This window comes from Microbacterium sp. (assembly GCF_031988965.1).
GTDB lineage: Bacteria > Actinomycetota > Actinomycetes > Actinomycetales > Microbacteriaceae > Microbacterium.
Map to the genome: position 1 here is coordinate 221,137 of NZ_DALZXX010000001.1, position 15,248 is coordinate 236,384.

6 protein-coding genes are annotated in these 15,248 nt (G+C 64.7%); 4 read left to right on the plus strand and 2 right to left on the minus strand.

The window, feature by feature from the left end:
* Nucleotides 1-2: 2 nt before the first annotated feature.
* On the plus strand, nt 3-1,781 hold the full coding sequence (locus tag RTM68_RS01160) for a helix-turn-helix transcriptional regulator (protein WP_312167556.1): 1,779 nt from the start codon (nt 3-5) through the stop codon (nt 1,779-1,781).
* A gap of 85 nt (nt 1,782-1,866) precedes the next feature.
* Here the strand turns inward: RTM68_RS01160 and RTM68_RS01165 are convergent, their stop codons facing one another.
* Nucleotides 1,867-2,136, minus strand: coding sequence for a helix-turn-helix transcriptional regulator (locus RTM68_RS01165; protein ID WP_312167558.1), 270 nt, complete (start codon nt 2,134-2,136; stop codon nt 1,867-1,869).
* A gap of 1,191 nt (nt 2,137-3,327) precedes the next feature.
* On the opposite strand from RTM68_RS01165, the gene RTM68_RS01170 reads away from it, so the two are divergent.
* From RTM68_RS01170 to RTM68_RS01180, 3 genes are all read left to right on the plus strand, one after another.
* The gene (locus RTM68_RS01170; RefSeq protein ID WP_312167560.1) at nt 3,328-3,825 is read left to right on the plus strand and encodes a hypothetical protein; all 498 of its coding nucleotides are present in this window, start codon (nt 3,328-3,330) and stop codon (nt 3,823-3,825) included.
* Nucleotides 3,826-4,218: 393 nt separating this feature from the next.
* Complete coding sequence (locus RTM68_RS01175) at nt 4,219-4,476, plus strand: hypothetical protein (RefSeq protein WP_312167562.1); 258 nt, start codon at nt 4,219-4,221, stop codon at nt 4,474-4,476.
* A 548-nt stretch (nt 4,477-5,024) separates the two neighbouring features.
* Nucleotides 5,025-5,516 (plus strand): DUF1269 domain-containing protein, encoded by a 492-nt coding sequence (locus RTM68_RS01180; RefSeq protein ID WP_312167564.1) that lies wholly within the window; start codon nt 5,025-5,027, stop codon nt 5,514-5,516.
* A 702-nt stretch (nt 5,517-6,218) separates the two neighbouring features.
* On the opposite strand, the gene RTM68_RS01185 is transcribed toward RTM68_RS01180, so the two are convergent.
* Nucleotides 6,219-15,197 carry a DUF5979 domain-containing protein gene (locus tag RTM68_RS01185; RefSeq protein WP_312167565.1) on the minus strand — a complete coding sequence of 2,993 codons (8,979 nt, stop codon included), beginning with the start codon at nt 15,195-15,197 and terminating at the stop codon, nt 6,219-6,221.
* Nucleotides 15,198-15,248: the final 51 nt, after the last annotated feature.

The window sequence follows — 15,248 nt, forward strand, 5'->3', positions numbered from 1 at the left end:
AGATGCGCAGACGGATTGAGTACACATGGAACCTGCGCGAGCTGATGGCCGCGCGTGGCATGTACAACATGTCGGATCTGCTTCCACTGCTTTCCGACTATGGAATCGATCTGTCTGCCTCCCAGCTCTATCGTCTCCTTGGAGAGAAGCCCGAGCGCATGAATTTTCTGCTCGTGCACACGATCTTGGAAGTCCTCGATTGCGACTTCGCTGAACTCAGCGCTCGAACCGTAGTCTCGACCCCCGCTCGCCTCAAAGCGACAGGAACTGAGCTCGGTACTCCCCCAACGGGCGCGTATCCACCGACCTGGAACATGACCCACGTAGACAAGACTTGCTCACGTTGTAATCGAGAAGGCGTCAAGATCGCCACGACATGGCCGGAAGGGCGGGTGTGTCGCCGCTGCTATCAGCGGGCTACCCGCATTCATGGCGAGTGCCCCATGTGTCACACACATCGCCTCTTGCCTGGCCTAGCAGGCGGTGTGCCTGCGTGTGTCGACTGCACTGGCATACCTAAAGATTTCCACTGCGCACGGTGCGGCCGCGAGGACGAGCCAGTTCGACGCGGCCGCTGTGCGCACTGCTGCCTCGAAGACGATCTCTCCATTCTGCTCTCGGGGCCCGATGGCGAAATCCCTCAGTCGCTTCACCCGCTTTATCGAGCGTTGACCACGCAAAGACATGCTCGTAGCGCGACGGTATGGTTGACGGTCAATAAGTCAGCCCGGACCTTGTTGCGCGATCTCGCCATCGGTGCAGTCCCTCTCGCTCACGAGACGTTCACCGAGCACCCGGAAGCGAAGAAGGTAGCCTTTCTCCGTCAACTCGCAATGGAACACGGGTTGATCGAGCCAGTGTTCCTGGACATCGAACGCTTCGATTCCTGGGTACTCAACGCGGTGGGAACACTCCCCCGCCGCGACGCGCAATGGGTAACGCAATTCGCCCGCTGGTTTCACCGGCCGAAGATGGAGGCTCTTGCTGAATCCGGATCCTTGAAGAAGGGCACCTTTCTCAATGCCAAGCAATCGGTGACCGCAGCCGTCGGGTTCGTTCGTTTCGTTCGGGAGCGTGGACGAGCGGGAAGTGAGTGCGTTCAGGAAGACATCGATGCTTGGTTAACTGGACCCACCACGAGAAGTCACGCTCGTACTTTCGTGCGCTGGAGCGTCAAGAATGGTCACCTTGCCCGAGTCGTGTTCCCGTATCGGGTCGCTAAGACGGAACCGATCCTGTCCCAGGATCAGCGGCTCCATCTGTTGCGCGCGGTTGCGTTGGATCCGGTGTTGGAGGTCGACGTCAGGCTCAGCGCGCTTCTGTTGCTGTTGTACGGGCAACCTCTAACCCGGGTTGCTCGCATGGCTCTCGACCAAGTGGCGATCTCGGGCGATCGCGTGAGCGTTCGCTTTTCGGAACAGGAAGTTGTCGTGCCGTTCCCGTTCGACAATCTGATTCGGGCGCACGTCCGCGCGCTCCCGAACTTGAACACGTCTGCTCATCGCGAGAACGCCTGGTTGTTCCCGGGACGTGCCCCAGGCCAGCACATCCACCAGTCTTCCGTCATGAATCGCTTGCGCGACCGCGGTATCGATTTGCGCGCGGCACGGAACTCAAGTCTTCGGGCTCTCGTCCTCGAGATGCCCGCACCCCTCGCTGCGGATGCTCTCGGCTTCAGCTATCAGGTCGCGGATCGCCACAGAGTACGCGGGGGTGCAACCTACTTCGACTACGTCTCCCTCCGCGCGAAGGACCAGCGCTCCTCGAACGCTCGTGACTAACGGAGAACTCCCTCATCGGCTCTGTCCCGCACTCGCGAACCCGAACGAAGTCAGTCGCGACGCGGTAAGTGCTGCAACCGACGCGTCACCGCCTGCGTAGATCGGGGGCCGGCATCGGCAGCAGATCGACGAGATCGACCTCGAGCGCCTGGGCGATCCCGAGGAGAGAACGCAGGGATGGGTTCACAGGGGAACCAGGTCTTGACTCGCCCTTCTCGTATTTCTGGTAGGTGAATCGTGTGAGACCCGCCCGATAGGCAACGTCCTCCTGGCTGAGATTCAGCCGCTCACGGGTCGCGCGCAGAGAGGTCGCGAATCGCTGCGAGTATTCACTCCAGTCAGCGCTCGGCTCCATCCGTCTACGTGCCACATGTCAAGCGTTTCGGAGACCGGCATCGAGCATGGCCTATTCGGTATGGCATAATTTCGTTGGCCATACGAAACAATCGACATTCGCCGGATCACCTCCACTCTGCACGTGTGCTGCCCGCCCTACGGACACCGCGGTCGCACCGCAGGGCTGGGCCGACGCGTGCGACCGCGATTGTGACGGTGTTCGTGGCCAGTAGCTCCTGGGGTTCGTGGTGGCGCGGTGTGAGCCATCCCCCGCCCGCTGCGTGGGCGTACATGTTCGAAGACTTCACCGGAGAGGACACTGCCGATGAATGGGGCTTGGCAGCAGGTATCTTCATCGCCCAGTACCGCCGTCGTCAGTCGCAGGGACCGACCTTCCGGGAACTCTTCGAGCACTTGCTCCCCGAAACCGGTGGAGTCCCCGCCCGCCTCCCCACGGAGTGGGATGTCTTAGAGCGACGCCGCGGTAACAGCAGCTTCCGTAGGCACGTGGCTATCGAGTGGCGCCGTCGCGGATACATCGAGTACGACCGACAGGTCACGCGTAGTCTTCGAGTCGGCCGCCGCTTTCGCGAGCAGTCTCGTGCACTCCACGCTCAAGCCCGCGAGAGTAACAACGCGTTAGGTGGTGCGAGATCGCCCACGGAGACCGAAGCGTCGGAGCACTCCCTGAGCTCGGTGGAAGCCCGCGCTCTCCTGCGCGTCGCGCCAACGTCGTTGCGTCGACTCACTCGCCGCGGCTATCTGCACGTTGTCGAGTGCGACTCGGAGTGGCGGTACCCGTCCTGGCAGTTCGCGGGGCGACCACGATTCGCTGTCGTACCGGGAATCGACATCGTCGCCCCCGCCATTCCGAAGGATTGGTCGCCGGCCACGATCAACTCATTCATGATGACTCCGCGCCGCGAACTCGCGGACGATGGCGCCTCAGTCTCTCCCGCCGACTGGTTGATGCGTGGGAGTGATCCACACCAGATCGCCGAGTTTCTCGAGACTTTGGAGGTGGAGAGTGAATAGCGACCCACAGGAGCGTGAGCCCTCCTCGCGCCGTAAGGGAGAGAGCACTCCTGGTGATCACGACGCAGTCACGCAGGAGGAGCTCGATTCAGTTCTCGAGGCGTTCAGACGGCTCGTGCAAGCGGCAGCAGATTCCGGGCGTGATTGGAAACTTGTCGACGCAATCCTCCGCACGATGATCGAACTGGTGCTGGAGACCGAAGGCGATCTGTTCATATCGGCAAAGACGCCGGCTTCTGCGACGAGCACAACCAGCAACGTAAGGGCTACTCCAACCGTTTCGCCGGCTGAACCGGTACTCCGGCTTCGTCCCGAGTACCGGCTACGACTCGAGGCCGTCATCGATTCTTGGAGCGACGACGAAACCGCTGACTTCCTCATGATCGGTGCACGTCAGGTCCGGCGACGCGCCCAGAACGGTACTCTCTACTACTTCTTGGTAAATCGGAAACGGCGTTACCCCGTGTGGCAGTTTGACCGATCCTGCGGCGTGCTCCAGGGCGTCGCGCAGGTAGGGAGGGCGCTTCCAGGATCCTGGTCGACGGAGCGGGTGTACGCATTCATGACGAGTCGGAGCCCTGCGCTCAACCAAATCACCCCGGCGCAGTGGTTGCTCCTCAAGCGAGATACGAAACCGATTGTCACGGCGATCAACAATCTCAGTGAGACTTGACAGCCTTCCGCGGCGAGCAGCGCCGAACTCGAAGACTCGAGCGAACGTCGTGAGTGAGCCGACACCTAGTGGCAATGCTGACGCCGAAGGCACCGACTCCGCTGGAGCCGGTGGCGTGATAGTCGACCGCCGAGAGCCCCTCGCTGCCCCACAGATCCTTTGGACGATCATCGTCGTCGGCGGAGCCCTACGCTTCGTGGCTGGGGTCATACCGATGATCAAAGGAGAATTCCTCAGCTGGCTCAGGTTCGCGTGCGCGCTGCTGACCGCGCTCGCTGCCAGGGCGTTCGTATCCGGCCGTCGCGATCTCGGACGGCGCAGTGCCTTACCTGCGGCACGGAAGCAATGCGAAGAACTCCGCCCCTCAGCGACGTAAACCTGAATGGAGACACCGTGACAGGCTCAGAAGACCAGGCGCGTCTCGAACGCCTGCAGGAAGTACGAGAGGGCATGGAGGCGCTTCATACTGTGGCCCTTGCCGAACGCGGAGGCAGAACGTTCACAACAGAAGAGACGCTTGAGTTCCTCCGGCGAGTAGATCTCGCCGCAGAGACCGTGGCGAGCCGGGCGCTTGAGCGACTGGAATCGGATCCGGCGCTCTTGGAGGGAGTCCAGTCACGCACCGACGGAGATGTGACGATTGAAGAGTGACCGACTAAGCGAAGGCGCGCCAGCGGGGTAATAAGCACGGGCGGGTCGTCACCGCCTATCACCTCCGATCCGACTTCCTTGGACGTACCCGCGCCGACGGTTCGCCCGCGGCATGATCGCGATCGGTCTCTGACGAGCTCGAGCGGATCCACAGTTGGGGTGTCGGCGTTGCCTTTCGGGCGGCGACGAAGGCGGGTTGCTCGCCGAGCAGGAGCCTTCGCGACAGATGAGTCGCCTCGATCCCCGAGTCCATCGTTTCTGGCGTGAACATTCAGGGGCGACAACACCGACCGTTAAGGGCTTGGTGCCCGACAAGTCGGTTACGCCGATTGGGACTCGATGCTTCACCCTTCGAGGGTGAGATCGATAGGTGCGGGACGAGTCTGGGGAGGATGCTGAGTCTGCCGGGCGACGCCGGGGGGCGCTCATCCGGAACCGAGAGTGACACCGGCGGGCAAAACGGTGCCACACGGGGTGTCTCGCTCGATCGCAACAGCTTCGGGCGAGACATCCCGCCCGCTCTGAAACCGACAGAAAGCAGGATTCCCATGGCAGATCTGATCGTCATCGCTTACGACTCCGAACCTGACGCCGAAGCAGCCTACAACCGCGTGCAGGAATTACAGAACGATCTCGTCGTCGAACTCTCCGGCCTCGCCTTGGTGAAAGTCGACGGGGAAGGCAAGACCAAGGTCGAGTACCCGGGCACTACCGGGAAAGTCGGCGTCGGCGCCGCCAGTGGTGCCCTTTTCGGCGCACTGATTGGCATTCTGTTCTTTGTCCCTTTCGCCGGGCTGATCTTCGGAGGACTCTTTGGCGCGCTGTTCGCAGGTCTGGACAAGACGGGTCTCGACGCGGAGTTCAGGGACCGGGTGAAGTCGACCGTCACCGCAGGGAAGTCGGCAATCGTCATCTACGCGACCAAGCTCACCGAAGACAAGTTCGCAGAGGGGCTCGCGCCATACAACGGAACCGTCGTGCAGACGTCGCTGTCGGAGGATGATGAGAAAGAACTCATCCACGACCTGCGCACGCGCTGACCCTGCAACTCCGCGCGGCCGGTGATCCTGCTCGGCGATCGCTTGCCGGTCGCCGAACAAGATCACCGCGTCAGCGTGTGCAGGCGGAACACTCGCGTTCCGCCCATTCTCGAGAGCACGTCGCGGGTGTGACATTCCTCCTGCGAACTGCGACGTGCTGCAGCGTAGAGACGGTGAGCACCATGGTCCGGTAGATCTCGCTTGTCCGGCGATTCCGCCGGGGCGAAAACTGCTTTGCAGAGGGGCAGGCGATTCTCTCTCGCTCGGGCGTGCGCGGATGTGGCCAGAGGGGTTGGTGAGGACGGGGTGACGTTCCGATAACTGAGAGTCTGCGCGCGTTACAGCGTGTGCTTCTTGCCGAGATAGGGCCGTGTGCCAAGCGAGGCAACGCCGACCGCGCCGAGGTACTTCATCGCCTCATCGATCACCGCTCACAGGTGAGTGTCGCCGTCCGGGAGGCGCGGCGGGCGCACAAAGACGAGCCGGTCGCATCACTCAGTTGTTGGTGCCTTCGCCGCGCCGCTCGAGGCTGAACACGAACACCCGCAGCCTGCACCCTGACCGACGGGCGACACGCCTCGCGAGCGGTACGCACGACTGCAGCGACGACAGGATCCCTGCGCTCGAGCAGCCGCGCGAAGATGGCGGAACCCATCGATCACGTCGCCCGAGCTACGAGAACCGCAGGACGCTGTTCATCTGTCATGGCTGACGCGCACTGGACGGGTACGATTCACGCCGGCGCCGTCTAGCCCCGACTAGGAGCAGAAGTCCCAACGCCAGGACGGCGACTCCCACTCCGATCGCCAGCGACACCGCCCGATCGTCGATGCCGGTCGAGGGAAGCGGCACGATGAACGTGTTGGTGATCACGATGCCGGTTGTCTGCGCCGTGATCGTGACGCTCGTGGAGGCTCCAGGCACTTCCTGGCCGCCGACCGTCACCGTGGTGTCCGTCGCTCCGCCGGTATCGGTCTCGGTGACGAGGCATTCGCTCCCCGACGGCAGTCCGTCGATGTGAGCGGTCGATCGATTCGGTCCTCCGATCTCGTACGTCGCGTCGTGAACGATCAGACCCGGTTCGGGATGCGATGGGTCGACGAGCACGCAGGTCACCCGCACTGGAAAGACCCGTGACACCCCGGCTGCGCCCGAGCCGTCGACGATCTTCGCGATGCTGAGAGCCCCGGTGGAGAAAACGTTGGTGATCGCCACGGACGTCTGCTCAGGCGCATCCGCGTCAGGAAGCGGTCCGAGCTCCGCCGTCGTTCCCGTGGTGGTCTCCCCTGTCTCGCCGCCCTCTGTGACGACGAGGGTCGTGTACTCGGCACCGGCCGTGTCCGTCTCCGAGACCGCGCAGTCGGCGCCCTGCGGGAGTTCTGTCCACGTGAGCGACTCACCGTTGGCGATCGTGCGGGTCATGGGCTCGAGTGCCTCGACCTGCTGCTCATCCCAGACGCATTCGAGGGTGACTTCGAACGGCCCGTATGCGACGGGTTCGCCATCCTGCGCGACCGCGCCGCCGTCATCGACCGACTTCGATACCGCGACCTGCGCGAGGTCGAAGGTGTTCCGCACCTCGAGTCCCGGTTGCGGCTGGTCCTCCACGCTCAGGATAGAAGGATCCGTCTGCACCGTGAAGGAGTAGCTCTCACCGTCGCCGGCGACGACTTCTCCCGCGGAGTTCAGTATCTCGCTCGAACTGGCTCCGCCGTCGTCCACCTCGGTCAGGCGGCATTCGGATGTGCTCGGGAGTGCCTCCCACAGAGCCGTCGGCGAATCGGCGCTCACGATGCGCACTCCCCCGTCGGGAATGTTCACGATCTCGCCGTCACGGACGCAGGTGAGGCGCAGCTCGTATGCGCCGGTGCCGAACTTCGCCGCTCCATCGCCCGCGAAGGTCTTGGTCACCTCGAGTGAGCCGCTGAGGTACCAGTTCGTCGCGGTCACCGTGACGAGGCCGCCGGTCACGGGCACGACGCCGATCCCGACCGAGGTGTTCTCGCCGTCGTTGGGCTCGATCACGACGGCGTCCGCCCCGTTGAGCTGGTCTTCGGTGACGGTGCACTCGGATCCGGGGACCACGTCGGTGATCGGCGAGGTCCAGCCGTTCTCCGCGCTCAGCTCCACCGAGGCCGAGAGCACGGTCTCGCCGGCGAGACGACAGACGACGGTGAACGTGAAGGTCTCGTCGTACCCGAACTGCTCGGCTCCGCCGCCGTCGAATTCCTTCACGAGAAGCAGCGCTGTGGCGTCGTACAGGTTCGTGTAGGTGATTGTGTTGACGCTCGTCTCGGTTCCGGGCTGCAGCTCGGGGATCACCACCGTCCGGGTCGCCTGGTCGATCTGCGGTGCGAGTTCTCCGTCGGCCCCGTCGACCGCGGCCGCGGTGATCGTCTCGTCAGCACCCCGGTCGTCGGTCTCGGTGACGGTGCATTCCGATCGCGCGGGGATCGGCGAGATCACTTCGCTCTCCCCGGCGTCGAGCGTGAACGTGTCGTCCACCACGACGTCTCCGCCGAAGGTACACACGACATCGAACTCGAAACCGGTGGGCACGAAGGGGCTATCGGATTCGACGATCTTGCCGACTTCGAGCGCCGCCCATTTGTAGGAGTTCTCCACGGTCACCGCGACCACCTGGTCTGCCTGCGACACGGTGATCGGGTCAGGAGACACGACGGTCGACGTCTGGCCGGCGTCATCCTCTGCGACGGCGCACACCGAGCCGACAGGGACGTCGGGGATGACGACGGGTGCCCCGGGCACGAGCGTGACGACACCGTCATCGGCCAGAGGCACGTCGGCGCCGAACCAGTCGCAGGTCACCGTCGCTGTGTACTCGGTCGGCACAGGGAAGCCCTCGGGGGCGTTCACGATCTTCTCGATCGACAGCGAACCGTTCTCGAACTCGTTCGTGATCGACACCTCTACCGGTGTCACCCCTTCGCCGATGATGACCGGCTGCGCGGGGCTGATCGTGGTCGTCGTCGCGTGTCCTGCATCGGACTCCGAGACCGTGCAGGCTGCTCCGGACGGAAGCCCCTGATAGAGGGCGCTGCCAGCACCGACGATGGTCCGGGTCGGGCCGCCGGGGATCGCGACGTCCGTTGCGACGCCGTTGACGTCTCGTGTGCAGGTGAGGCTGATCTCGTACTCGTCCTGCGTCGCAGGCTCGAGCTCTGCCGCCGGCATGCCCTCCAACTGCTTCTGCACTTCGAGCGCGCCGACTGTGAACATGTTCGTGATGTCTGCGTCGACCGGCGTCGCCGGGTCATCACCGACGACGACCGTGACCGGACCCGTGCTCGAGTTCGCGCCGCCGTCCTCGGTCTCCGTCACCGTGCACTCGGCACCGGTCGGAAGATCCTCGACCAGCCAGGTGGGGTCGTCTCGACTGAGCGTCGCCGAGTTCACGTACACGGGATTCGGGCTCACGCCCTCGAGCGTGCACACCATCTCGACGGTGAAGGTCGCATCGCCCCAAAGGTCTCCCCCGGCTCCCGCGACGGATTTGGTGACCTCGACCGCCCCGGTGGTGAACGAGTTCTCGACGGCGACAGCGGTTAGCACGGCAGATCCCTCCGCATACGGAAGAACCGTGAACGACGCCTCGTCGGTGACCTCCTCGTCGCCCGCCTCTCCGTCTTCCGTGAGCACGATGGTGGTCTGTGCCGCACCACCGTCGTCGGTCTCTGTCACCTCGCACTCCGATCCGGCCGGCAGGTCGGAGAAGGTGCGGGTCTCGCCATCCTGAAGGGTGAACTCCAGATCGGCAGCGGGGATCGCCTCCTGGTCGAGGTAGGTGCAGCTCGCCTCGAACGAATATGTGCGGGTGTAGACGACGGGGTCGCCGTTCTCGTCGGACGCGCCGCCGTTGTCGACGCTCTTCGTGACGGAGAAGCCGCCGACCTCGTACTCGTTGGTCACGGTGATCGCCGATTGCTCGGGTTCGCCGCTGTAGGGATCCCAGATCGACGGTTCCTCGCTCCAGTCCCGATCAGCTGTCACGCCGTCTTCGGGATCCACCGTCACCGTCACCCCGGGGATCAGCGGATCCTCGGTGACGGTGCAGGTGGAGAAGAGCGGCAGGTTGACTGGCCCGGTCTCGCTGTTGTACTGCAGCACGGTGCCGTCGGCCGAGGGTCGACTCGCATCACTGCCGTCAGCACGCAGCAACGTCACGTCTTCACCGCCCGATGTGCAGGTGACCAGAAGCGGATAGCTCGCCGGCAGGTCGATGTCCGTGGCGAACTCAGGCGCCTGCACGTCTTTGGCGAGGAGCAGTTGGCCCGTCGCTGCAGCGACGCCCACCTTCTGAGGCTCGACCACGAGCGAGGCCCGCTCGGGCTGCGAGACGGTGGCGTTCGAGCGGGATGCCGTCGCGAACGAGTTGTACGCGACAGGAAGTCCCGAGGGCACGGCGGAGGCTGCGGGGAGCACGAACGGCGTCTGGGTCTCATAGACGAGTCGCAGCGTCTCTCCCGGGCGCAGACCCGGAGCAGGCGAGAGCACGTCGGGGTTGTCGTACTCGAGCACGAGCAGGATGCTGCGAGCGGCCGCCAGCGTCTCGGCCGATGTGGTGTCGCTCGCCAGCGTCCATTGGAAATCACAGGCCGGGTCCGCCGCTGCATCCTCCGTGAACACCTTGATCGCGTTGTCGTTGCAGGACTGGCTGAGTTGGACCGGCGAGAGGTACACACCGTATGAGGCGTAGGCGCTGTCCTGCAGGGAGTCGAAGTTGGCCGAGAGCGTTCCCGACAGCGTCACCGGGAACTGAGAGCCGCGGTCCGCAGCGACGATGACGCCCTGATCTCCGACCACCGGCAGGGTGTCGACGGCCGCGACAACCCTGGCGCTGGTGTTGCCGTTGTTGGTGAAGTCGACCCGCCAGGACGCCTCCCCACCCGGGCGGGTGACGGGAGCGCACGGGAACGAGTAGTAGCCGTTGTCGACCACGCCGGGCTGCGTCGAATCGCAGGCCGCCGCGTCACCGCTTACGTTGAGCACACCGAGGTCGTCGTCACCGGTGGCCGGGTCTCCTGCAGCCGCTCCCTTGACGTACTTCTTCGCCGAGATCGTCGCGCTGGCCAGCGGAGTGACCTCGGTGTCGGCGGAGCAGCTCGCGGTGTTCGACTCCGGGCCCTTGGGCGTGAGATCGGCACCGTCGACCACCGTCGTGCCCTGGCAGGTCTCGAACAGACGATCTGACGTGACGGTGACCGTGTTGCTGACGGTCGTGTCGGGGGTGAGATCATTGCGGAACCGCAGCGGCGCGTTGACCGTCAGGGTCCAGCCGGCCTCGAAGACGAAGTCGTCGGGCGCAGAGATCGTGAGAGTTCCGGTGGTCTCATCCAGCGTGGCGCTGAAGCCGGGATCGTCGGCCGGGGCGCCCGATCCGCTGAGCACGAAGGTGTACGCCGGCGGGGTGGGCTCGACGAGGAGCGAGCCTTCGACATCCGTCTCGATCTGGTCGACGATCTCGAAGCCGGTCATGTCCCACTGCCCGGTGTTCGTGGCGGTGATGACGTAGGGGATCGTGCCGGATGCGCTGACGAGAGCAGACGAGCCACGCGTCTTGGTGACCTCGACCGTGTTCGGGCGATGCAGCACGATGGTGGAGTCGACCGCCTCGCCCTGCTGCTCGAAGACCTGATCCGGGCCGAACTGTGCTGTGCTGAAGGACTGCACGTCGTCGCTGATGACACCCAGCTCGGTCTCGCCCGGATTGGGCTCGAGATCGGGCCGCGTGGTCGAGACGAGGACATCGGGGTCGCTGCGCAGGAACTCGCGTCGCTCGGTGGTCAGCGAGAACGTGAGCTGCGGGTTGAACGGACGCTCCCACTGCTGGACGACGCCGTCCGCGTCGACCTGACGTGCATTGAAGCGCACGCCGACGATCGTCTCGGCATCGATGCCTGCTGGCGGGTCGAGCTGCACGGTGGACGGGGCCGGTGACGCGACCCAGTCGCCGGTCACCCAGCACGGCACGGCGTCGGTCACGGGTGTGCCGTTGCATGTCGCGACCAGGGCACCCGCGACCTCGGCGTACTCGATGTCTCGACCCGCGTCGTCGTCGACGAGCACGTCCATGGCGACTTCGTTCACCGGGGCAGGCACGGCGATCTCCGCTTCGGCGAAGTCCATCGTGTTCCAGAAGGTCGGCGTGCTGTCCGTGAGCTCGAAGAAGGTGGTGCGCGCGGTGCCGTTGGGGCGACCGCCTAGTTCGGTGACGTAGGTGGTCGATTCGTCCTCGTAGACGGATTCGGGCGTGATCGTCTTGCTGGTCTCGATCGAGTAGCTCGCGGCGACGATGGCGAACTCGTCAGCGGCATCTGCGATGCCCGTTCCGCACTGATTGTCGGCACAGCCGTCGAGGACGGGGCTTTCGAGCTGCACCTGGGCGTCGTTGACGATTGATTCGCCAGCAGGGGTCACGGTGACCGGTTGCGCGGGGTCCGACCTCAGCACGACACGCAACTGCCAGGTCAGCAAGACGCTGCCGGTTCCGTTCGCGGGGATCGCCGGGGTCCCGTCCGCCGAGCGGAACGCGACGGAGATCCCCGTGACGTCGGCGAGATCCGTCGCATCCAGCTCGTCGACGGCTTCGGTGTAGGAGTACTCCGTCGAGGTCGCGCCACGCGTCAGGGTGACCGTCGTCTCGTCCTCGGAGATGCCGGCCGGACGCTCGATGGCGTCGATGTCGTGCAGGTCGAGGGTGTCGAACACGGTGTCCGCGAGCGCTTCGCCCGCGGTCGGGTCCTCGATCACCATGCCCGACACCCGCGCGGCCGAGATGTTCGTCGCCACGAGGGTCGCGCTGATCAGCGGGTAGTCGGCCGGGTCCGCTGGCGGGTCCTGGGAGGGCAGACCCAGTTGGTCTTGATCGAAGGTCTTGGTGAGCGTGGCGTTGATGGGCTGATCGATGATCAGGATCGTGTCGTTCGCGCCGTCGACGCTGTCGACGCCGGTGGTCTCGTTGGCACCGTGCGCGCTGGCCTCATTGTCGACGAGACCGGGCTCGCCCGTGTTGTAGGTGTAGTCGTGGAAGTTGCCCAGCACCGCCTGAGAGGGGTCGCTGCGCAGTGTGTCGCGCAGCTGGAACTCCAGGTCCACGGGACGTCGATCGTAGGACGACCCGACTCCTTGCCCGTCTGTCCCCTCCGAGATCACGATCCGCACCGCGAGAGCGTCGGCGCTCTGTTCCTCGCTCAGCGTGTAGCCTCCGAACTCGCCTTCGCACCCTTCGGCGCAGGCCGCGTCTGTGATGTCGGTCCATCCCGTCCCGTCCAGATACAGCGACACCTCCGAGATGATGTCGCCCGTGATGAGCGGATCGGTCGCCGCCGTGATCGGGTCGATCGCGGCGAGGTTCCACGCGTCATAGACTGACGCCGCGGTGTCAGTGGGGTCGGCCTCTTCAGAGATGTCGGTGAGGGTCATGCTGGTGAGGTCGAGCCCCTGGGTCGACCACAGCAGACGCGCCGTCCGCTCCTCCGCCGACAGTGCCGGGACGTCGTCCTGCAGCCACTGCTTGTCGAGGAAGTCCGGTCCGTCGCCGCCATCGATGGGCAGCACGTCGACCTGATCGGCGGCGTCGTCGGTCTTCTCTCCACCGGCATCCGGGTTGTCGACGAGTGACTGCGCGGTATTCGTGAAGGTCTGCGGCTCATCGACCGCTTCGGTCACGTCGACGCCGATGTGCGCGGCCACGGTGAATCCGGGAGCGAGCAGGTCAGGGCAGTCGACATCGTCGAGGGGGAGGTACTCGAGCTGGATGCCGCCAATGTCGTCCTGCAGCTCCGTCGGGATCTCGTACGACCACAGGGTCTCCGGGCCAGGGACCTCGGTCGCACCCGGGAAGTCGGTCCACGGCCCCGCGGGTTCCTGCCAGTAGCGAACGGTGAGAGTGGTGCAGGCCGGGATGTCCGTGTCGGTGATCTCCGTGGCGGTGAAGGAATCCCAGAAGGCGGTTTCGACCTGTGGGAACTGCGGGTCCGAGATGACGAGTCGCTCGGACCCGGCCGTCGAGTCGGGGGTGACGTTGCCCGACAGGGTGATGTCGGCGTCCGTTCCCGGCACCCCCCAGACGGTGGCGGGGGTGATGGACTTCGTCACAGAGGTGTCGAGTGTGAGGGGGTCGATCGTGAAGGGTGCGACAGCGTCGTCGATGCCGGTCTGACCGCCGGTGTTCACGACGGCGGTGTCGACCGTGTTGGTGCTCGACACCGGTTCTTCGGTCGGCAGCGCCGTGATGTCCATGGGGATCGCCGCGTACGCGCCCGAGACGATGCCGTCGCCCTCGGCCGAGTACATGATCGTGAATCCGTCGACCGTGCAGCCGTCGGTGGGATCGGGGAGCGTGTCGGGCGTGGTAGTCGACGCCGTGCTGTCTGCGCAGTCGCTGTACTGATAGGTGATCTCCGCAGAGGTCGCGGCGACCGGCCACTCGAGACCGTCCCCGAATCCGTCGAACTGCACTCCCTGCTCGGGGAACGTCGCGGTGCCCTCGGTCGGCTCCGTGACGGTGAGCGTCTGCACGTTCTGGGATCCTACGGTGGCGACGATGCTGGCGGTGGAGCTCTGACCGCTGACGAGACTGCTGTCGGTGAACGACTTCTCGATCGAGACGTCAGGGAGACGCTGGGCGATCACGACCGCAGCCGTGTCGGTTGTGGGGTCGCTGGATTCTCCGTCTCGGACGACTCTCGACGACGCATCGTTCTCGACGGTCGCCTCGGTCTGATCCGGAATCGAGGTGACGGTGTCGTTCGTGACCGTGTTGACGACGACCTCCCCGGTTGCTCCGGGCGCGAAGGTGCCGGTGAAGGTCACCCTGATGCCTTCGGATTCGCTGATGGGATCCGGCGCTGTCGTCGTCCATGCCCCATCGACGAAGTACTCAGTCGTCGTGGTCTCCGTCCCCTCGGGCGGCGTGATGTCGTAGCCCGTCACATCGAGGTATCCGTCGAAGTCCCCCGGCGGCACGATCGGGTCTTGAACGACGATCGTGTCGACGTTCTGGTTCGACGCGTTCCCCGGGGTGATCGTCCAATCGACCGCCTCACCGGCGACCGCAGGCAGGGTGCTGGTCGGCGCGACCGTCTTGTCGATGCTCGACTCGAGCGTCGTATCGACGTCGAGCACGACGTCGGCACTGGCGGGCGTCGCCGGCGCGTTGTCCGCGACCGCCGTTGCCGTGTTCGTCACCGTGGCACCGTCCCAGGTGCCGTCTGTTGCTGGATCCACTATCGCGTTGACTGTCACGGTCATGCTGTACCCCGCAGGCCAGACCACAGGGTCTGCCGCGAGATCGAGTCCGGGGGTGAGGGTGAAGCTGTTTCCTTCTGTGTCCACTTGAAGGTCATAGTCACCGGCCGGCTGACCGGCGGGCGGGTTGATCTGCACCGTGACGGGGTTCGTGCCCGGCGCGAACAGGAGGGGTTCCGGCAGTTCGTCGCTGAGAACGGTGTTCAAGCAACCTGGATCGTTCACCGATGAGCAGTTGACGGTGATCTGGTAGGTCACCGTGTCCCCGGGCCCGAACGGGCCAGCCTCAACGGCGGTCTTTTGGATCGAGAACGCCGCGACAGCGAATGCCGGGGCAGTGCCGAAGACAAGGGAGGCGAGCGTCAGTACGATGACGGTGATTCCGGCCAGAAGCCGACGTCGTCGCTTCATATCGAGTACCCCCTGAACGTGCGCGATACAGCGAGCATAGGAAAGCTCCCC

Bases quoted from the DNA above. Each gene is read 5' to 3' on its own strand.
- RTM68_RS01160 (WP_312167556.1), top strand. From the start codon at position 3: ATGCGCAGACGGATTGAGTACACATGGAACCTGCGCGAGCTGATGGCC.
- RTM68_RS01165 (WP_312167558.1), bottom strand. From the start codon at position 2,136: ATGGAGCCGAGCGCTGACTGGAGTGAATACTCGCAGCGATTCGCGACC.
- RTM68_RS01170 (WP_312167560.1), top strand. From the start codon at position 3,328: ATGATCGAACTGGTGCTGGAGACCGAAGGCGATCTGTTCATATCGGCA.
- RTM68_RS01180 (WP_312167564.1), top strand. From the start codon at position 5,025: ATGGCAGATCTGATCGTCATCGCTTACGACTCCGAACCTGACGCCGAA.
- RTM68_RS01185 (WP_312167565.1), bottom strand. From the start codon at position 15,197: ATGAAGCGACGACGTCGGCTTCTGGCCGGAATCACCGTCATCGTACTG.